Origin of the sequence: Pseudarthrobacter enclensis (assembly GCF_030811655.1) — a bacterium.
In the GTDB taxonomy this organism is placed as follows: Bacteria; Actinomycetota; Actinomycetes; order Actinomycetales; family Micrococcaceae; genus Arthrobacter; species Arthrobacter enclensis_A.
Map to the genome: position 1 here is coordinate 69,004 of NZ_JAUSRE010000021.1, position 19,159 is coordinate 88,162.

Sequence of the window (19,159 nt, forward strand, 5' to 3'; positions counted from 1 at the left end):
CCCTTGCCCTGAACAGCGGCCGCACATCCACCCACCCAGGAGAATTCCCATGCCCGAAGCATTCCTCATCGGCGGGGCACGAACCCCCGTCGGCCGCTACGGCGGCGCCCTGTCTTCCATCCGACCGGACGACCTCGCCGCACTCACCGTGCAGGCCGCCGTCGAACGCGCCGGCCTTGACCCGGCCCTCGTGGACGAGGTGATCCTCGGCAACGCCAACGGCGCCGGCGAGGAGAACCGCAACGTCGCACGCATGGCCTGGCTCCTGGCCGGATTCCCGGACACCGTCCCGGGCATCACCGTCAACCGCCTCTGCGCCTCCGGCCTGAGCGCCATCATCATGGCCTCCCACATGGTCAAGGCCGGCGCCGCGGACATCGTGGTCGCCGGCGGCGTCGAATCCATGTCCCGGGCCCCGTGGGTCATGGAAAAGCCGGACAGGGCCTTTGCTAAACCGGGTGCCGTCTTTGACACCTCCATCGGCTGGCGCTTCCCCAACCCCGCCTTCCAGTCCGGAGAACTCTCACATGACGGGAAGGCCACCTACTCCATGCCGGAAACGGCCGAGGAAGTAGCCCGCGCCTTCAACATCTCACGCGAGGACGCCGACGCGTTCGCTGTCCGCTCGCATGAGCGCGCCCTCGCCGCCATTTCGGCCGGCCGCTTCGCCGACGAGATCATGCCCGTCACGGTCAAGGGCCGCAAGGGCGCCGAAACCATCGTGGACACGGACGAAGGCCCGCGCCCCGAGACCACCCGGGACGTCCTGGCCGGCCTGCGGCCCGTGGTCAGGGGCGGCAGCGTGGTCACCGCCGGCAACTCCTCGACCCTTAACGACGGCGCCTCAGCAATCATCGTCGCTTCCGAGGCCGCCGTGGAAAAGTACGGCCTGACAGCCCGCGCCCGCATTCTCGACGGCGCCTCCGCCGGCGTCGCCCAGGAAATCATGGGCATCGGGCCGGTCCCCGCCACCCGCAAAGTCCTGGAACGGACCGGCCTCACGGTGGGGGACCTGACCGCCGTCGAGCTCAACGAAGCCTTCGCCTCACAGGCGCTGGCCTGCATACGCGAGCTGAAGCTCGAACCGGACACCGTCAACAACGACGGCGGCGCCATCGCCTTGGGCCACCCGCTCGGCTCCTCCGGGTCGCGGCTGGTCATCACCCTGCTGGGCCGGCTCGAGCGGGAAGCCTCTGAGGGCCGGAAGCTGGGGCTTGCCACGATGTGCGTCGGCGTCGGCCAGGGCACGGCGCTGCTGCTGGAGGGGCTCTCATGACGGAATTGGCGTACGAGGCCGGCACGGAGTTGGGTGCCGCGGGTTTCGAAACGCTGCGGGTTGAGGAGCGGGGGGACCGCTTGGCGGTACGGCTGCACCGTCCGGAGGTCCGCAATGCCATCGACCAGGCCATGGTGGATGACCTGCACCGGGTGTGCGCGTACCTGGAACGGACCCCGAAAATCCTGATCCTTTCGGGCACGACGGGGAACCCGGAAACCGGAGCCAAGGGCATCTTCGCCTCCGGTGCCGACATCGCGCAGCTGCGGGAGCGGCGGCGCAAGGACGCCCTAGCCGGGATCAACTCCGGGGTTTTCGACAGGATCGCGAAACTGCCCATGCCCGTCATCGCCGCCCTGGACGGCTACGCGCTGGGCGGCGGCGCGGAACTGGCCTACGCGGCGGACTTCCGCATCGGCACGCCCGCGTTGCGGATGGGCAACCCGGAAACGAACCTCGGCATCCTCGCCGCGGCCGGTGCCACCTGGCGGCTGAAAGAGCTGGTCGGTGAACCCGTGGCCAAGCAGATCCTGCTGGCGGGCAAAGTCCTCACCGGCGAAGAGTGCCTGGCCGTCGGCCTAATCACGGAGCTAGTGGAGCCCGGGCAGCTTCTGGACGCGGCCCACGCCCTGGCGGATTCCATCACGGCGCAGGACCCGCTGGCCGTGCGGATCACCAAGACCGTGTTCCACGCCCCGCGGGAAGCCCACCCCGTCATCGACACCCTGGCCCAAGGCATGCTCTTCGAGTCCCAGGCAAAATTTGACCGCATGCAGGCATTCCTCGACAGGAAGAAGTAGTAAATGAACAACCCAATGGCAGCCGGGCGACCCGGCCTCCCCTCCAGCTTCCCCGCCCGCGTTGGCGTCCTCGGCGGCGGCCGGATGGGCGCCGGCATCGCCCACGGTTTCCTGGTCAGCGGGGCAGAGGTTGTGGTGGTCGAGCGCGACGAAGCGTCCGCGCAGACGGCCCGCGAACGCGTGGAAGCCTCCGCGGCGAAAACCATCGAGCGCGACCCCGGGGGAGGCAACCTCGACGAGATGCTCTCCAGGCTGAGAGTCTCCGTCGACTACCAGGAATTCGCGGAGCGTCAGCTGGTGGTGGAAGCCGTCCCGGAGGATTGGGCTCTGAAGGTGGCGGCGCTGCGCAAGGTGGAGGATCACATCAGGCCCGGCACAGTCCTTGCCTCGAACACGTCCTCGCTGTCAGTATCAGGGCTGGCAGAGGAACTGGCACGCCCTCAGGACTTCCTCGGCCTGCACTTCTTCAACCCAGTACCGGCCTCCGCCCTGATCGAGGTGGTCATCGGAAAGCAGACCCGCCCCGAACTCATCGAGCAGGCGCGGGGCTGGGTGCAGGAGTTGGGGAAGACCGCCGTCGTGGTCAATGACGCCCCCGGCTTCGCCTCCTCTCGGCTGGGAGTAGCAATCGCGCTGGAAGCGATGCGCATGGTCGAAGAAGGCGTTGCCAGCGCCGAAGACATTGACAACGCCATGGTCCTTGGCTACAAACACCCCACCGGGCCACTGCGCACCACCGACATCGTGGGCCTGGACGTGCGGCTGGGCATCGCCACGTACCTCCACGAAACGCTGGGTGAGAGGTTCGCCCCGCCGCAAATCCTCCGCGACAAAGTGGCCCGCGGCGAGCACGGCCGCAAGACCGGCAGGGGTTTCTTCGACTGGAATTGACCGGAGCAGCGTCCTTCGTATGTCCTTCTCCCCGCCAGGCTCATTCACGATCGATGGCGGCGTCCGGTAGTGCTCCGCCTCAAGGATCGCTTTTCCGACGTCGCCGTTCAGCCCCGCAGGTACGTGTTCGTATATCGGATCGCTCCGACGTGCTGGGCGCGTCGGATGAGCGGCCGAACTCCGGGGAAGCTTTCTTTAGGTCAGGCCTTAGCTTGGCTCCTACCCGTGGGCCGTCTGAGCGCAGGAAGGGAAGTCAGATTTCTGGTCTTAGAGGGCCCGCGTTGGCGTGTTGCGTCCACGGCAGAGGCATCCGGTGCCCGCGATCGTGGGGTCGGATGGGGCGCCGGGGGGCCGACCGAGGGAGGAGCGACGTGCGCGCAAAAGATTCAGGGCGGACTCCCGAACCGGGTGATAAGAACTTCGATTACCAGTCGCTCGGTGCGTGGGGCAGGGAGTGGCTAGTCGGTCTTACAAGTCAGGCCGAGTATCTGACAGGCGCCCTTCATTGCGTCGCTGTCGTGGTGAAATCCCTCGGGCCTGATGTGCCGAAGCTTTGGGCCGAGGGGCCCGTCGTCGGGCCGTTCGAAGAGTGCTGCAGCTCTGTGGTCTCGTAGATTCCGTGCGGCCGTTGCTTAGGTGACTTAATGCGGTCGGGCGTCTTTCAAGGCTGCGGCGTCGAGATCCGCCTGGCCGAGTCGGAGAGCCATGCCGATGACGTGCGGATACAGGACCATGATGGAGCCGGAGTCCGTGACGGCACGGTGGTGCCGGTCAGTACGGCTGTGGTCGCAGCGCGGGCGTCACGCCATTCGCTGGCGACTTGGCCGGGCGGCACGGTAGGGTGCAGCACTGCGTCTTCATTGTCTTCAAGGATCTCGTGCAGCTCCATGGCGGGAGGTCCTACGCGCCGCAAATTCGATGTCAGCGGGGGAGAACCGGTCTTTCCGGTAGTTCCGCCGGATCTTCCATAAGGGATCGTGGTGGAGGTTTGGCGGTTCCCAGAGCAGGTTAGAGCCCGGGGGCCTCGCCGAGGTCTGCACGGAGCTGCGACAAGCGTGCATAGGCGTTGTCCCGGTAGGCCAGGAGCGCTGCCTGGTCCGGGGTGTCGATGTCTAGGAAACCGTGCCCCCTCTTCAGCCCAAGGTTTCCGCCCTTGACCGTCGCGGTAAGCGCCTCCGGGGCGGAGAAACGATCGCCATACGCTTTTTCGAGGGTGCGGTACGCGGATTCGTAAACGTCGAGTCCGGCCATATCTCCGATAGCGAAGGGACCGAAGAGCGCGAGGCGGAATCCGAATGTGTTGCTCACAACAGCGTCAATCTGCTCGGGCGTGGCGATGCCGTCGTCAACGATCCGGACTGCTTCCTTGTAGAGGGCGAACTGGAGCCGGTTGGCGACGAATCCTGGCGTGTCGGCCACCCGGGCCGGTGTCTTGCCCAGGCTACGAACGAGCTCCTCGGCGAGGTCAACGACATCGGGGGCGGTGTGCGGGCCGGGTATGAGTTCAACCCCCGGGATGAAGGGGGCAGGATTCATCCAGTGCACGCCGAGGAACCGCTCCGGACCGACAACCGATAAGGCAAGTTCTCCGATGGGGATGGCGGAGGTGTTAGAGGCGATGACCGCTGTGGGCGGTGCGGCCGCCGAGATCCTGCGGAGGATACCGGACTTCAATGCCGGTTCTTCGGGAACCGCTTCGGCGATGTAGTCCGCCGCGGCCACGGCTTCTTCTATGCTCTCCGCAGCGGCAAAGTTTCCTTCGATGACCTCGGAGGCCCCTTCCGGAAACAATCCGCGGGCCTCGAACCCCCGAGCCTGTTCAACGAGCCTGAAGCGTGCGCGTTCGGCCGTCTCGCCGTCGACGTCCCCAAGCGCGACTTTGCAGCCATGCATCGCCAGAACTTGGGCGATTCCCCCGCCCATGTAGCCCGAGCCGACAACGGCCGCGCTTGTAATGATGTCGATGCTTGTCATGAAGATACTCCTGGAAAGATAGTTCGGGGCAGATCGGATGGACCGCATCGGTTTAACGGATGGTGTAGCCTCCGTCGAGGGCCAGCGGGGGGCCGGTGATAATGGAGGCGGGGTCAATGGTCACCTCGCCCGGCCGGGTCGCAGCGTTTGGACGCCGAAGCTGTTCCCGTGGCCGTCTGGTACCGCTAGAACGTAAGCAGGACTTTGCCGATATGGGTGCCCGAGTCGAAGTAGCTGTGAGCGGCGGTCACCTCGGCGAGGGGAAAGGTTTTGCTTACGGGCACTTTCACCGTACCTGCAGCCACCAGCGGCCAGACGTGCTCGGCCAAAGCCGTCATGATGGCCGTTTTCTCTTCCACTGGCCTCGGTCGCAGCAGCGTGCCGATCACGCTGGCACGCTTGGTCATCAGTAAGCGGATGTCGAATTCGGTCTTGTTTCCGCCTTGCAGCCCAATGATGACAAGTCTGCCGGAGAAGTTAAGGGCGTCGATATTGCGGGACAGGTACTCTGCACCGACCACGTCGAGAATGACATCGGCGCCCCGTCCGGCCGTAGCTTTTTTGGTCTCAGCCACAAAATCCTGTTCTTTGTAGTTGATCAGGATGTCGGCGCCCAGGTCCGCGGCCGCGTCCAGCTTTTCCTGCGATCCTGCCGTGACGGCTACGGTGCCTCCGAATGCCTTGACCAGTTGAATGGCGCTGGTTCCTACGCCGCCTGCTCCGCCATGGATCAGTACTGTCTCACCACGAACGAGCCGCGCCGACATAAAGAGGTTGGAATATACGGTGGCCATTGTTTCTGGAAGGGCTGCGGCGCTCACAAGGTCTATTCCGCCCGGCACTTTCAGCACCTGGCCTGCAGGAACGGCGACGTGCTCCGCATAGCCGCCGCCGATGAGGAGTGCTACAACTTCATCGCCCGGGGAAAACTGTGAGACTCCATCCCCGAGAGCCGAGATCGTGCCGGAGACTTCCAGGCCGAGGACATCGCTGGCCCCGGCGGGCAGCTTGTAGTTGCCTTCGCGCTGTAGTGTGTCGGCGCGGTTGAGTCCGGCGGCGGCCACGTCGATGAGCACTTCGCCGGGGGCAGGAACGGGAATGGGGACCTCGTCAATTTCAAGTACTTCCGGACCTCCCGGTTTACTTGCGCGCACTGCCCTCATTTAAACCTCCAGCAGGGCGACCTGCAAAGCGTTGTGTTGTTGGATTTTGGGCCTTGGGGGAAGGGCGTCAGATTCCCGCACTGCCCACCGTCTTTCCCCCGCACACATACAATGTTTGCCCAGTAACAAATCCGGATCGATCGTCGAGGAAATGAAGCACGCTGTGGGCGATGTCTTCGGGCTCCCCCATCCGCTGCACCGGGATGGAATCGATGATCGCGCGCGTGCCAGGCGCCCCTGGCGGGTTTGCCGCCTCGAACATCGCAGTCCGGATTGGTCCAGGGCCGATTGCGTTGACGGTTACGCCGTGTTTGCCTAGTTCCAGGGCCCAGGTTCTGGTTAGCCCCAGCAGTGCCGCCTTCGATGAGGCGTATGCTGTTCTGCCTTCCTTCCCTAAAGCCGCCCGGGAAGAAATGTTGACCACGCGTCCGAATCCGCGGTCCTTCATGCCCGGAAGAACAGCTTGCAGGCACTGAACCGCTGATCGCACGTTGACTGACCAGGTTAGTTCCAGGTCCTCCGGGCTGACTGTTTCGATGGAAGCGACTCTTATCATTCCGACGTTGTTGACCAGGCGGTGGATCGGTCCGGCATCCAAAGCCTGTTGCAGCGCCACGGCGGTGGCCTCGATGTCCGATAGGTCGGCTCTGAGGCCTGAGCCCACACGGTCAATGACGACAGGTTCGTAGCCCTCCTTGAGGCAGCGGTCAACGATTGCTGCCCCGATTCCGGCCGCTCCGCCCGTGACCAGTACGCGTTCTTTCATGTATTCCGTCCTGACTTCGATGATGAGCCCTAAAACGCGGTTCCCCTCGGATTTCGACATCCTGAGAGCGTGGTCCGGTTCAGAGATCCAGTTAAGCAGAGGGCAGTCATGATGGCAATGGTGGGGGAATCTGAGTCAGTTCTTCCGCCTCTCTGCCGAAGGAAGAGGAAGTTTCAAGGTTGCCAACTCTCACACACTACATATGCATAGGTGTGACTTGACTTACATCCAATCGGTCCCCTAACCTCAGAGAAACGGAAGTTTTGATAGCGCACTTCTACTAGTTATCAAGTAAGCAACGAAGCTCACGCCGCGACTGGAGACCTCATGAATAAGAAAATCGCCCGGACTGCTGGTGTATTTGCCAGCGTTGGAATTATGTCGGCTGCAGTCGTAGGCTGCGGCAATACTGCTGGCGCCCAATCGGGCGCCGGGTATCCGAGCGAGAAGATCCGCTTCATTATTCCCTATGCTGCCGGAGGACCGACCGATGTAACGGCCCGCGCTCTTGCTCCTTGCCTGGGCAAGGAGCTTGGGCAGTCGGTGGTCGCCGAGAACGTAGCGGGCGGTTCCGGGGCGCTGGGAATGCAGAAGCTGATCAGCTCGAAAGCTGACGGATATACAGTGGCGATTGTGTCGACGGGAATGACTGTTCTGACACCGCTGGTCAACGGTCTTGATTATTCGAAGGAGGACATCACTCCAATCGGAGTGATTTCCCATGTACCGATGAATCTGGTGGTCGGGAAAGACTCGCCCTACAAGGACGCCAAGGCGTTCATCGCTGCAGCCAAGGCTAATCCCGGCAAGCTCAACGTCGGTGTATCCGGCGCCTCCACACCCCAGGCCATTGAGTTGCAGCGGCTCGAGGAACAGTACGGAGTGGATATCACGGTGGTGCCTTTCGATGGCAGCGCGGGGGCGACGACAGCACTGTTGGGCGGCCACGCGGACGCGGCGTTCATCAACGATGCTCCCGAAGTATCTGACCGGATCGAGGACGGTTCGTTTAAGGCGCTTGCGGTCTCCTCTGAAGAGCGGCAGAAGCATCTGCCGGACACTCCCACCCTCGTCGAACTCGGCTACCCTGACCTGACCCTGGCCGTCACCACATACGCCCTGGCCGGCCCTGCCGGGCTGCCGGAGGAGGCAACCTCCAAGCTTGCGGGGAGCTTGGAGACGTGCCTCAAGGACTCGAAGACGGTCGAGATCATCGGGGAACGCTTTGTCCCTGAGAAGTTTGATGACGCCGAGACTCTCAAGGGGATCCTCGACGAGGGTGCCACGGTCTACAAGACCATGCTGAAGAAGTAAGCCGCAAAAAGGGGATGCAGAGCATCATGACTTCCACGACAGGGAGCAAAGCAGCACAGGAGGTCACGGTGTTCACAAATCGGGCCCGTTCACAATGGCCCCGTGTCATTCCGATCATCTTGCTGTTGGTCGGTGTGGCCGCCATGATTGGTGCCTACCAGCTGTCACTGGGGCAGCTGAACCAGCCGGGGGCCGGTTTATGGCCCTTCATCGTCGGAGCGTTTCTGACCCTAACCGCCGCCGTTCTCTTCTTTGTCCAGGACCCGTCGGAATGCGAGCAGTGGAATCGCCGTGCCCTGGGAATTGTCGCGGGTTTGGCAAGTCTTGGACTGTTCATCGTACTTTTCCAGATGATCGGGTTTCTCATCCCGGCGTTCCTTATGCTCGCTCTGTGGCTGAAGACCTTTGGCGAGGAACCGTGGCGGCTGGCAGTGCCGCTCGCCGTCGCCGGAGCGGTGGTCATGCATTTTCTTTTCGTAGTGGCGTTGGGCGTTCCTTTCCCGAAGGACATCGTCGTTACACTCTTCTCGGCTTTGGGAGTCTGATATGGACGCGTTGAACAATCTTGCCCTAGGGTTCTCGGTGGCATTTGACCCCATGAACCTGTTGTACGTGTTCATCGGCGTGGTTGTGGGTACTGCCATCGGCGTCCTGCCCGGGCTGGGGCCAACGGCCACGATCGCGCTTCTTCTGCCCGTGACGCTCACCCTTGACCCGACTGCTGCCGTCATCCTGCTGGCCGGTATCTATTACGGTTCCATGTACGGGGGAACAATCACTTCGGTGCTGCTGAGGCTGCCCGGTGAAGCCGCCTCCGTAGTGACGACCTTTGACGGCTATCAAATGGCCAGGCAGGGGCGTGCAGGGCCGGCTCTCGGAATCTCCGCGATTGGTTCGTTCGTCGGCGGAACCGTGTCCGTCATCGGCTTGGTGTTGCTTGCTCCCGTGCTTGCCGATGCGGCACTTGCTTTCGGCCCTCCGGCTTTCGTGGCGCTCATGGTACTCGGGCTCTTCCTCGTGACCTCCTTGGGCACAGGATCCACGATCAAGGCGCTGTGTATGGCTGCCGTGGGGCTCCTGCTTTCAGCTATCGGCCAGGATTTGGTGACGGGCAAGCCGCGGTTCACTTTCGGTCAGACGTCGCTGTTTGATGGGTTGGACTTTGTGGCCGTCTCCATGGGTCTGTTCGGTGTCGGGGAGATTCTGTATAACCTGGAGCAGACGGAAAAAGTACAGGCGTTCACCTCAAAGATCAAGAACATCTGGCCTTCCCGAAAGGATCTTAAGGATTCGTCAGGTGCTATTGCACGTGGTTCTGTACTTGGCTTCTTCATCGGCATCCTTCCGGGTGGCGGCGGTGTGCTTTCCTCACTGGCGTCCTATGCCATGGAGAAACGCCGGGCCAAAGATCCCAGCAGATTCGGGCATGGCGCTATCGAAGGAGTCGCCGGGCCCGAAACCGCCAATAACGCCTCCTCGACGTCCGGGTTCATCCCGCTGCTCGTGCTTGGAATCCCCTCGAACGTGGTTCTTGCCTTGCTGTTCGGGGCCTTGCTGGTCCACGGCATTACGCCCGGACCGCAGATGATGACCAATCATCCTGAGGTTTTCTGGGGCGTTATCGCGTCCATGTTCATCGGCAACCTGATGTTGCTTGCGCTGAACATTCCCTTGGTCGGGTTCTTCGTCCAGATGCTCCGGATCCGGGCCGGCATCCTCGTCACCTTCGCCGTGCTGGTTGTCATGGTCGGTGTCTTCTCGATCAGCAATGATGTGTTCGACATGTGGGTGGTGCTCGTGTTCGGCATCATCGGTTGGATCATGAAAAAGACGGGGTTTGACCCCGGACCCCTGGTGCTTGCCTTCGTTCTTGGACCGATCCTGGAGAGTTCCGTACGGCAGTCGCTCCTGCTCTCTGGCGGCAGTTTCACCATCTTCGTTACAGACCCGATCTCACTGACTATCTTCATAGCACTGGGCGCTGGCGTGATCCTCGGATTTGTTGGCAGAGGCCGCCGGCGCCTGGTGGCAAACAAGCAGGAGAAGGTGGCGGCCGAATAGCGGACTGCATTTGAGCCGGTGATCCCTCCATGAGGATGCCATTTCATCAGGACAGGAAGTTGTGCCGTGATCGCTGAAGGCAAACCATCCATCATCGCCGCACTGGCGGCCTATCTTGAGGGCCTGTGCTACGAGGAATTGCCGCCGGCTGTTGTCGAACAGGCCAAGACCGTTCTCTGCCATAACCTCATTGTTGCCCTGGGGGCGCGAAACCTTAGCGTTCCCGGGCAGGACCGGGTGGCGTGGCCGGATGGTGCGCCCCGCGCGGCGACAGCGACCCGGCTGACAGATGGCCTGCGCGGTCCGAATGAGGCGAGCGTTTACACGAACTCATTGCTTATGGGAGCGCGCGCCCAGCACGATGAGCACCCCGGATCGGTAAGTCATTTCGGCAGTTGCGTGATACCGCCGCTGTTGGCCGTGGCGGAGAACCGATCCTTGGATGGCCGCGCATTCCTTGTCGCCATGGTTGCAGGCTACCAAGTGGGCGCCGCCATAGGCCGGAGTTCGGTAGCGGCTACCACGCGGCGGGGTTTCCGCCCCACGGGCTTGTACGGTCCTTTTGCCGGGGCGGGCGCCGTCGCTAAAGCGTGCGGGGGAGGGCCGACGCAAATTGCCAACGCGCTTGCCATCGCGGCCAGCTCCTCCGCAGGCATCACGCAAATGTGGCAACGCGGAACTGACGAATGGCGTTATCAGACAGCTGCAGCCGCCAAGAACGGGTTTAACGCCGCAATGCTGGCAGAGGGTGGAGCGCTGGGCGCACCTGATGCATTGGAAGGAACCGCGGGTTTTTACAGGGCCTTTGCAGATGTAGAGTGCACGGACCGGGATATGATCCTGGGCGGTTTAAGGAACTGGGCGATCAGCGAAGTGATTCTCAAGCCCTTCCCTGTTTGCGCGATCAACCAGGCTGCCGTTCAGAGAGTTCTCGAACTCAGAAGAACACATGGATTCACTGCCGGTGACGTCGTCGACATCGCCGTCCGTGTGGCCCCCAGTGACAGGAGTTACCCCGGAGTCGATTCGCCGGGCTGTCCGTCCACACCTACGGCCGCCATGATGAGCATGCAGTTCTCCCTGGGTGTGGCGCTCGTCCACGGAAGCGTCGATGTCAGCCATCTGGCGGAGCACGCAGATCCGGCCGTGCTGAGGGCTGCTGCAAAGGTCAGATTTGAGACCGGGCCTGAACAAGCCCTGGATACGAGGCCAGCCCGACGGGCGGATCATCGGGCGGCAGTGCAGATCCGCTTGCTTGACGGCCGCTGCATCAGTTCGGGCCCTGCTCGTGCGGTCGAGTACGACCGGGGTGGTGTTCTGGACCTGGCCCGCGATCTCCTGCCAGCCTCCGGACTTTCGTGGGAGGCCATGGAAGCCTTGACGAAGTTTGTATTCACCATGGAGGACCACGCCGACGCGGCACAGCTCTTGACACTGTGCAATCTTTCCCGGCTGGGGGAAGGGACGGCGGCCCCATTGCAGGGTTCGTTGTCCTAACGCCCGCAAGGGCTACGGAGTCAGGACGATCTTGCCCGTCGTGCGTCCGGTCTCGCCCATTTGGTGGGCCGTCCGAGCGTCTGACAACGGTAGGACGGCCGATACATGGGGGCGAAGCTCTCCCGAATCAACCAGGCGGCCCAGCGCCTTCAGCCCTTCGCCGTCGGGTTCGACGACCACCAAGATGTACCGGACGCCGGCGGCGGACGCTGCTGCCGACGTGGGGGCGTGCCAACGGGGAATCAAAGAAACGAGGATACCGCCGGGGCGCAGAGCGCCAATGGAGTGCTGTCCTGTTTCGCCGCCAATGGGATCGATAACAATGTCTACCTTGTCAAGGCTTTGGGCGATGTCGGTCTCGGTGTAGTCCAGCACTTCATCGGCTCCAAGGCCCCGTACGAACTCATGTTTGGATCCTCGGGCAGTGCCGATGACGTACGCTCCCAAAGCCTTCGCAATCTGTACAGCCAGATGACCGACGCCGCCGGCCGCCGCATGGATGAGGACGCGTTGGCCGGCCCGCACACTGGCGGCATCAACCAGGGACTGCCACGCGGTAAGACCGGCCAAAGGAAGCGCAGCCGCGTGGACATGGTCCAAACCCGTGGGCTTGCGGGCGAACTGCCGGGCCGGCCCGGCAACATACTCCGCGTAGGCACCGGCCTGTTGAGGAAACAAAGGCATTCCGAAGACTTCATCACCAGGACGGAAGAGAACCGAACCTTCGGCCACTTCCTCAACAACACCGGAGACATCAAACCCCAGGATCGGCGGGTTCTTCCACAGCTTCCTGCCGCCGGTAGCGCGGCTCTTCCAATCCGTGGGGTTCACCCCAATCGCTTGGACCCGAACCAGCACTTCACCTGGCTGCGGCGAGGGCCGGTCCACCTCGATTTCGCGGAGAACCTCGGGCGGACCCCAGACGGCGGGGCTAACCGCCCGCATGCGCGACTGGTTTTCTACGCTCATGAAACAACACTCCCTTGGCCAGGACCATATTTTTGGGTTGTGAGCAGCACCACAACCATGATCTAATGATAGTACACTTCATTGTGAGTGCTCTATCAAAAGTTTAGATGGTCCCGCAGCGCGTGGTGAAAGGAAGCAGCGTGAGTTTTTATCCGGGCATAACGGAGGGCACCGTCAGAGCTGACGGTGTGGAGGTCAAGTATTACGACTCGGGCGAGAAGCCCGGCGGTGGGGCGCCCATCGTCCTGCTCCACGGGACAGGAGGAAGCGCGGAAAACAACTTCGCGGCCCTGCTGCCTATGTTGTCGTTCCGGCACCGCGTGATCGCCCTCGATTTCGTCGACGAAATTCCGGAAGAATCCGGGCCGCTGGCCCTGGACCACTTTGTCAGTCAGGCATCAGCAGTTATCAACAAACTTTCGCCGGGCAGGCCGGTGACGCTGGTGGGCTATTCCCTTGGGGCCGTCGTCGCTGCCCTGGTGGCAGCCGAACAGCCCGAACTGGTCCGGAACCTTGTCCTGGTCGCGGGGTGGATGAAGACGGACGAGCAGCAGAAACTGCGAAACTCCGTCTGGCAGCAGCTCCACGATTCGCAATCCGCGGCATTGGCAGAGTTCATGCTCCTCACCGCCTTCAGCTCCCGCTTCGTGGCCACACGCCCGCCGGCCGAACTCCAAAAGCTCATTGCAGGCATTAAGGCAGGCCCCAGCCGGGCGCGCAAGATGCGCGTCAACAGAACCGTGGATATATCCGCCAAACTCTCAGCTGTCCGGGCACGGACGCTGGTCATCGGATGCTCCGATGACCAGATGGCACCCATTCGGCACAGCCACGCGCTGTTCGGTGCGATTGATGACTCGCGCTTTGTCGAAATTTCCAGCGGCCACGCAGTGGTCCATGAGCGGCCCGCCGAACTTTTCACCCGGATCGACAATTTCGTCCAAGGACATGCTTCCGATGATGCCGGGGCCGTGCTGGCTCCCGTCCACGCGTAAGCAGAATCACAGAAACGAGGACTACCGATGACAACGCCTGACACCGCAGTAACTTCCGAAGCCGGCCGCAGCCACGAAAATGATCCATTGAACAACGTCGATGTGATCATCATCGGCACCGGTTTCTCCGGCCTTGGCATGGGCATTCAACTGGTTCGTGAGAATAACAAGTCGTTCGTCATGCTTGAGCGCGCTGCCGATGTCGGCGGGACCTGGCGTGATAACACCTATCCGGGCGCGGCGTGCGACATTCAGTCACATCTGTATTCGTACTCCTTTCGCCCCAACCCGGACTGGTCGCGGGTCTACGCCACCCAGCCCGAAATTCTTCAGTATCTGCAGGCTGCCGCCCGCGAAGAAGGACTCATCCCGCATATCCGTTTTGGGGCTGAAGTGCTGGACGCCCGCTGGGACGAAACCCAGGAACGCTGGATCGTCTCCACACCACGGGGAACCTTCGCCGGTAAGTCCCTGATCACGGCGTCCGGCCACCTCTCGGATCCAAAATTCCCCAACATCAAGGGAATAGACGGTTTCACAGGCGAGATCTTCCATTCGGCGCAGTGGGACCACAGTGTCGAGCTGGAGGGCAAACGCATCGGAGTGGTCGGGTCAGGCGCATCCGCGATCCAGATCGTTCCGGAAATCGCGGAAACTGCCACTCATCTGACAGTCTTTCAGCGCTCCGCCCCATACGTCATACCCCGCTTGGACTACTTCTATACCGACGCCGAGCGCGGAATGTTCCGCAAGTTTCCCCACACTGCACAGGCGATCAGGGATGAGCTTTTCTGGGGCAACGAGGCCCGGTTCCCCCAGCGCAGGGGCGTCCCTGCTTTCATCGACCAGATCACCGAAGTCGCCGACAACCACCGCAAAACCCAGGTTACGGACCCGGTCCTGTACAAACAGCTCACCCCGGACTACGCAATCGGCTGCAAGCGGATCCTGATATCCAACGATTACTACCCCGCCCTGGGCCGACCCAACGTCACCTTGGAGACGGACGGAATCAGCCACATTGAAGGGAACGCCGTCATCACCAGCACCGGCGAACGCCACGAGCTGGACGTCCTCATCCTCAGCACCGGATTCGAGGCAAGCGACCTTCCCATTTCCCACCGGATCTACGGCAAATCCGGCGCCTCACTCGCAGAGCATTGGAGCAACGGCGGACAGGCCTACGCGTGCACCACGGTCAGCGGCTTTCCAAACCTTTTTGTGATGCTTGGACCGAACACCGGCCTGGGCGCAGGATCGATCATCTATATGGCCGAAACACAGATTTCCTACATAGCGGGGGCCCTAAAATACATGCGGGAGAACTCCGTTTCTTCCCTCGAGGTAACCGCCGAGGCTGAGGAAGAGTACGTAAAAACCATTGATGAACGAGCCCAAGGCACCGTCTGGCTATCGGGCGGCTGCGAAAGCTGGTACGTGGACCCCCGGAACGGCCGGCTGACCACGCTTTGGCCGGACTTCATGAGCCAATTCCGGAAGGAAAACGGGACCTTCAAGGATGCCGCTTACGTTGTGAAGACCCATGCAAACCAAGGCCAGCCGATGTTCGCCGGCGGACGATGACCATGTCCGCAGACATGGTTTCAGTTCAGGAGTCCTGGCTTCGGTCGATGGTCGAGCGCATCTTCGGCTCGCTGGGCTACTCCCCGGCTTCGGCGGCAAGCGTCACCGATTCGCTGGTGGAGGCGGACCTCCGCGGTGTTCGGTCCCACGGCACGATGCGGGTACCTATGTACGTTGAGCGCATCCGCGCCGGCTCAGTCTCTCAGTATGAGCGGGCGGAGGTGGTGCGGGAGCAGGGCGCGGTTTGTGTACTGGATGCCCGGCACGCCCTCGGTTCGCTGACGTCTGACCAGGCGATGGCGCTGGCCATGGAGAAAGCTGGGACGTTCGGCGTGGGTGCCGTCTCAGTCAGACACGGCTTTCACTTCGGGGCCGCATCCCGGTACGTGCTGCAGGCAGCGAACGCCGGCTACGTCGGCATAGCCGCTGCAAACACGCGCCCGCTCATGGCCGCCATCGGCGGCGCAGAAGCCGTCGTCGGCAACAATCCGCTGGCCATCGGCGCGCCGAGCGCCGACGGACTCCACCTCGTTCTTGACATGGCCCTCTCAGAAGCGGCATTCGGTAAAATCAAATCAGCTGAGCAGAACGGGACCCGCATCCCGGAATCCTGGGCGACAGGGCCGGACGGATCCTCGACAACCGACCCCGCCGAAGCGATCCGCGGACTCTTGCTTCCCATGGGCGGCCCCAAGGGCTTTGGCCTGGCCATGATGGTGGATGTCCTCACCGGAATACTCGGCGGCGGCACATGGGGTGGAGGGGTTCAAGGCCTGTATACCGGGCCCGAAAAACCCAACGACTGTTCCCACTTCTTCCTGGCACTGAATATCGGGGCCTTCACGGACCCGGACGAATTCCGCCATCAGGTGGCCACCATGGCTGATCGGGTGCGCACCTCCCGCCGCGCACCCGGTGTCAACGCCTTGTTCACTCCCGGCGAGCCCGAGTTGAACACCCGCGAATCGGCCGGAGAAGGCAAGGTCTTCATCGACGCAGCCGTCGCCGAAGAACTCGTAAACCTGGAGCGCTCACTCGGCAGCCCCAGCCCCAAGGTCCCCGAGTCGATAGCCTCCCCGGGCGGGTTCTGATTTACTGGGTTGAATGTTTCGGATCAGACTCTCAAAGGGGCAGCACTCGTGAGCCAAAAGCAATTAACATCGGTGATTGGCAAGAAGCAGCAGCTGAGCCTTCGGGAACGGTCCAAACTGGGCAAGGCCGAGCGGATCAGGGCGGCCGCCGAGCAGCTCCTCAGCGAACGGAGCATCGAAAAAATCACCACCAGGGAGGTCGCGGAACTCGCGGGAATCGGTGAAGCAACGCTGTTCCGCTACATCGGGAGCAAACGCGAACTCCTGATGATGGTGTACGGAGATCAGATGGACGCCATACTGACCAAGATCGAGAGGGAGGATGCCGTGCTGGCATCCTCCGGATCCCTGAGGCGTGACGACGGGGAGGCATACTGCAACCGTATCTACAGCATCTACCGTGCCCGCTGCGAGTTCTACCGGCGTAATCCTGATAACGCCGCGCTCTATATGCGGGAAGGTTTCCAGGTCGGCAGCGTGACCGGAGCACGGAACATCGCCCAGGGGGACCGGTCGATCCGCATGGTCGGAGCTATCCTTGCCGAAGGTCAAAGCCACGGGGCCCTTGTCGCGAATGTCGATCCCTACCTCGTCGCCCAAAACTGCCACGGTATTTTTATCCACGAGATTGACCGCACACCGGTCCGAGGCTTTACTCCGCAGACTATTTGGGACAGGACAAGCGCCCGGTTGTCGGTGCAGTTGTCTCCGCTGATAATTCATGCAGCCTAAGCCCTGGCCGGGTCTCTGTCAGCAATGACGAGTCGTGACTTTCCTCCGAGCCAAACTCGGTCCTTGAAGCGGTTCAAGCCGCCCCGTCAGGGTGGGCCGTGAGCAGGCAAGAGGGCACATGGCGCCTAACGAAACCTCTGCGGCTGCTCGCCGATAAGCCCACCAAGCTTGCATATTGGGGGCTGCTGGGATCCTCGACGCTGGCGACCTTATCCAGCAACATCCTCAACGCGCCTCTGGGGATCATCAGGGCGGAACTTTCCTCCACCGTCGCTGAGATAGTCCTGATGGTCAGCGCCTTCACTGTCGTGCTGACCATCGCAGTCCCGGTCGCCGGATGGTGCTGCGACCGGTTCGGTAACCGGCGTATGCTGCTGTGGGCTTTCGCGTTGATGGTCGCCGCAGACGTCATGGGTTTCATGACAGACACAGTGGGCATGCTCGTTTCGGTACGTGCCGTGCAGGGACTGGCCACGAGCTTCATCGCCCCGGGAGTGCAGAAATCGCTAATCGTCATCTGGCCCTCTTTGCGGAGACGCTCGCTCGCGTTGTGGGCTTCGGCCTTGGGCGTCGGTCAGGTTCTGGGACCTCTGGCCGGCGGGGCCATTAGCCAGACGCTGGGGTGGCGGGCCGTGTTCCTCGTCCACTCGCTGTTATGCGCCTTGATGCTGTGCCTGCTCCTTGCGACGTTGCCGGCAGTTATAGACCGGACGGTCCGGACAAATATTGCTGGCCTGTTTTTGTTGGTAGCGGGAGCCGCAGGAGTCGTCGTCGGCTTCACGCTGTTTGCTCAGCGGACGTTGTCATCTTCAGCGATAATCAGCGGGCTCCTGGGCAGCGTGCTGCTCGTGGGCTTCGTGTGGGTGGCCCGTCAAAAACCGGATACGCTCATCGACCCTCGCCACCTGATTGATCGCCGATTTGCCGGAAGTGCAGCCGGGGCGGCGGCGGGGATGTTTGCGATGGGATCTTTCCTTGTAGCCACACCATTGTTCCTGTCGGCACATCTTGACACCCGACCGGATGTCATCGGCGCCGTACTGTGTTGCCTTGCGATTGCCATGAGCCTGGGCGGTCCACTGGCGGGCGTTCTGTGCCGCCGGCTGACAGTCAACGGGGTAGTGAGACTCGGTCTGCTGGCTAACATTGTCGCTGCAATCGGCATGGGAGTGGTGTATCTTCTGCCGGCACCGGAGGCGATCGTCGTGACCGCGGCTCTTTTGCTCACCCTTGCCGGATTCGGAATTTCAGTCGTTCAAAGCATGTCGGCAGAGACGCTTGCAGCATCGCCTTCCGGAGGATCCGGGTTAGGGATCGGAATTCACAACATGCTCAAATTCGCCGGCATGGCGGTAGCCTATGCCTGGATCGCAGCCTTTCCGCCCGGGGAGAACCCGCTGCTTTCCTTCGCGGGAGTCGCATTCGGGGTCACCACCGCGTTCATTTTTGTTTGGTCGACCGGACAACGTGCCACTGCCAGACGTTAATCTCCTTCATGGGTTTCACGACGTGAGGCAGCCAGGTAGGCAAACCGGGATCAAACCGTAGAGTTCTGCTAAAAGTCGCCCGGGGGCGGCCGGCAGGCACGAATGCGGCGACCGCGGTTTGAAGACCTCTGCCGGTCCGTGACTTACGACGGACGCGGATGTTGTCAAGTCCTCACCAAAAACCGGGTGTCCGAGTGACCTGGCTGATCACCACGATCAACACCTATAACCGGCGGCGAATTGGCTCACTTTCCCACCATCACCGACAGAAGGGCTGAAAAGCTTTTCCCGGCAAGAGTGGGACGCAGGGAGAAGCCATCCTTGCGTGCATATGAAGCCTTTGGAAGCCCACTGCTGCAAATCATCGATGTGGCATTCGGGCGTGAAGCACTCAGAGTCGAAGTGATTGCTGCCAGCGCTGCGGCGAAGAATGCGGAGCTTATGGTTGACGGTTCTATAGATCGCTAGGGCGTGTCTCCTAAATCTCAGGCTCTTTATCCGAGATGCTTGATGGGTGTCTCGTACTTCTGTTTTGACTGACGGGCAGTGGTCCCAAATT

General features: G+C 61.9%; 16 protein-coding genes. 12 read left to right on the forward strand and 4 right to left on the reverse strand.

Annotation, left to right across the window (positions count from 1 at the left end; all coding sequences use genetic code 11):
- Positions 1-49: 49 nt before the first annotated feature.
- From J2X98_RS17735 to J2X98_RS17745, 3 genes are read left to right on the forward strand one after another with little or no spacing between them, the layout of a single operon-like run.
- Complete coding sequence (locus tag J2X98_RS17735; RefSeq protein ID WP_307310841.1) at positions 50-1,276, forward strand: acetyl-CoA C-acyltransferase; 1,227 nt, start codon at positions 50-52, stop codon at positions 1,274-1,276.
- Entirely contained in the window at positions 1,273-2,076 is an 804-nt protein-coding gene (locus J2X98_RS17740; RefSeq protein ID WP_307310844.1) for an enoyl-CoA hydratase/isomerase family protein, read from the forward strand. The genes J2X98_RS17735 and J2X98_RS17740 overlap by 4 nt, the downstream gene beginning before the upstream one ends.
- Before the next feature lie 3 nt (positions 2,077-2,079).
- Entirely contained in the window at positions 2,080-2,967 is an 888-nt protein-coding gene (locus J2X98_RS17745; protein ID WP_307310847.1) for a 3-hydroxyacyl-CoA dehydrogenase family protein, read from the forward strand.
- Positions 2,968-3,975: 1,008 nt separating this feature from the next.
- Here J2X98_RS17745 and J2X98_RS17750 read toward each other — a convergent pair.
- From J2X98_RS17750 to J2X98_RS17760, 3 genes are all read right to left on the reverse strand, one after another.
- Complete coding sequence (locus tag J2X98_RS17750) at positions 3,976-4,941, reverse strand: 3-hydroxyacyl-CoA dehydrogenase family protein (RefSeq protein WP_307310850.1); 966 nt, start codon at positions 4,939-4,941, stop codon at positions 3,976-3,978.
- Positions 4,942-5,126: 185 nt separating this feature from the next.
- Entirely contained in the window at positions 5,127-6,104 is a 978-nt protein-coding gene (locus tag J2X98_RS17755) for an NAD(P)H-quinone oxidoreductase (protein ID WP_307310853.1), read from the reverse strand.
- A gap of 67 nt (positions 6,105-6,171) precedes the next feature.
- Positions 6,172-6,870: an SDR family oxidoreductase gene (locus J2X98_RS17760; protein WP_307310856.1), complete on the reverse strand. Its 699-nt coding sequence runs from the start codon at positions 6,868-6,870 to the stop codon at positions 6,172-6,174.
- A gap of 327 nt (positions 6,871-7,197) precedes the next feature.
- Between J2X98_RS17760 and J2X98_RS17765 the strand changes: the two genes are divergently transcribed.
- From J2X98_RS17765 to J2X98_RS17780, 4 genes are all read left to right on the forward strand, one after another.
- Positions 7,198-8,184: a tripartite tricarboxylate transporter substrate binding protein gene (locus tag J2X98_RS17765; RefSeq protein WP_307310859.1), complete on the forward strand. Its 987-nt coding sequence runs from the start codon at positions 7,198-7,200 to the stop codon at positions 8,182-8,184.
- Between the two features lie 26 nt (positions 8,185-8,210).
- Positions 8,211-8,729 (forward strand): tripartite tricarboxylate transporter TctB family protein, encoded by a 519-nt coding sequence (locus J2X98_RS17770; protein WP_307310861.1) that lies wholly within the window; start codon positions 8,211-8,213, stop codon positions 8,727-8,729.
- 1 nt (position 8,730) lies between these two features.
- Positions 8,731-10,245, forward strand: a complete 1,515-nt coding sequence (locus J2X98_RS17775) for a tripartite tricarboxylate transporter permease (protein ID WP_307310866.1) — start codon at positions 8,731-8,733, stop codon at positions 10,243-10,245.
- Positions 10,246-10,311: 66 nt separating this feature from the next.
- Entirely contained in the window at positions 10,312-11,742 is a 1,431-nt protein-coding gene (locus tag J2X98_RS17780) for an MmgE/PrpD family protein (RefSeq protein WP_307310868.1), read from the forward strand.
- Positions 11,743-11,754: 12 nt separating this feature from the next.
- On the opposite strand, the gene J2X98_RS17785 is transcribed toward J2X98_RS17780, so the two are convergent.
- Complete coding sequence (locus J2X98_RS17785; RefSeq protein WP_307310871.1) at positions 11,755-12,711, reverse strand: NADP-dependent oxidoreductase; 957 nt, start codon at positions 12,709-12,711, stop codon at positions 11,755-11,757.
- 140 nt (positions 12,712-12,851) lie between these two features.
- On the opposite strand from J2X98_RS17785, the gene J2X98_RS17790 reads away from it, so the two are divergent.
- The 5 genes from J2X98_RS17790 (at position 12,852) to J2X98_RS17810 (ending at position 18,600) form a co-directional block, all read left to right on the forward strand.
- A complete protein-coding gene (locus tag J2X98_RS17790) occupies positions 12,852-13,706 on the forward strand; it encodes an alpha/beta fold hydrolase (RefSeq protein WP_307310872.1) in 855 nt (284 codons plus the stop codon).
- 27 nt (positions 13,707-13,733) lie between these two features.
- The gene (locus tag J2X98_RS17795) at positions 13,734-15,290 is read left to right on the forward strand and encodes a flavin-containing monooxygenase (protein WP_307310874.1); all 1,557 of its coding nucleotides are present in this window, start codon (positions 13,734-13,736) and stop codon (positions 15,288-15,290) included.
- 14 nt (positions 15,291-15,304) lie between these two features.
- Positions 15,305-16,381, forward strand: a complete 1,077-nt coding sequence (locus J2X98_RS17800; protein WP_307310877.1) for an Ldh family oxidoreductase — start codon at positions 15,305-15,307, stop codon at positions 16,379-16,381.
- A gap of 48 nt (positions 16,382-16,429) precedes the next feature.
- On the forward strand, positions 16,430-17,113 hold the full coding sequence (locus J2X98_RS17805) for a TetR/AcrR family transcriptional regulator (protein ID WP_307310879.1): 684 nt from the start codon (positions 16,430-16,432) through the stop codon (positions 17,111-17,113).
- A gap of 98 nt (positions 17,114-17,211) precedes the next feature.
- Positions 17,212-18,600, forward strand: a complete 1,389-nt coding sequence (locus J2X98_RS17810) for an MFS transporter (RefSeq protein WP_307310882.1) — start codon at positions 17,212-17,214, stop codon at positions 18,598-18,600.
- Positions 18,601-19,159: the final 559 nt, after the last annotated feature.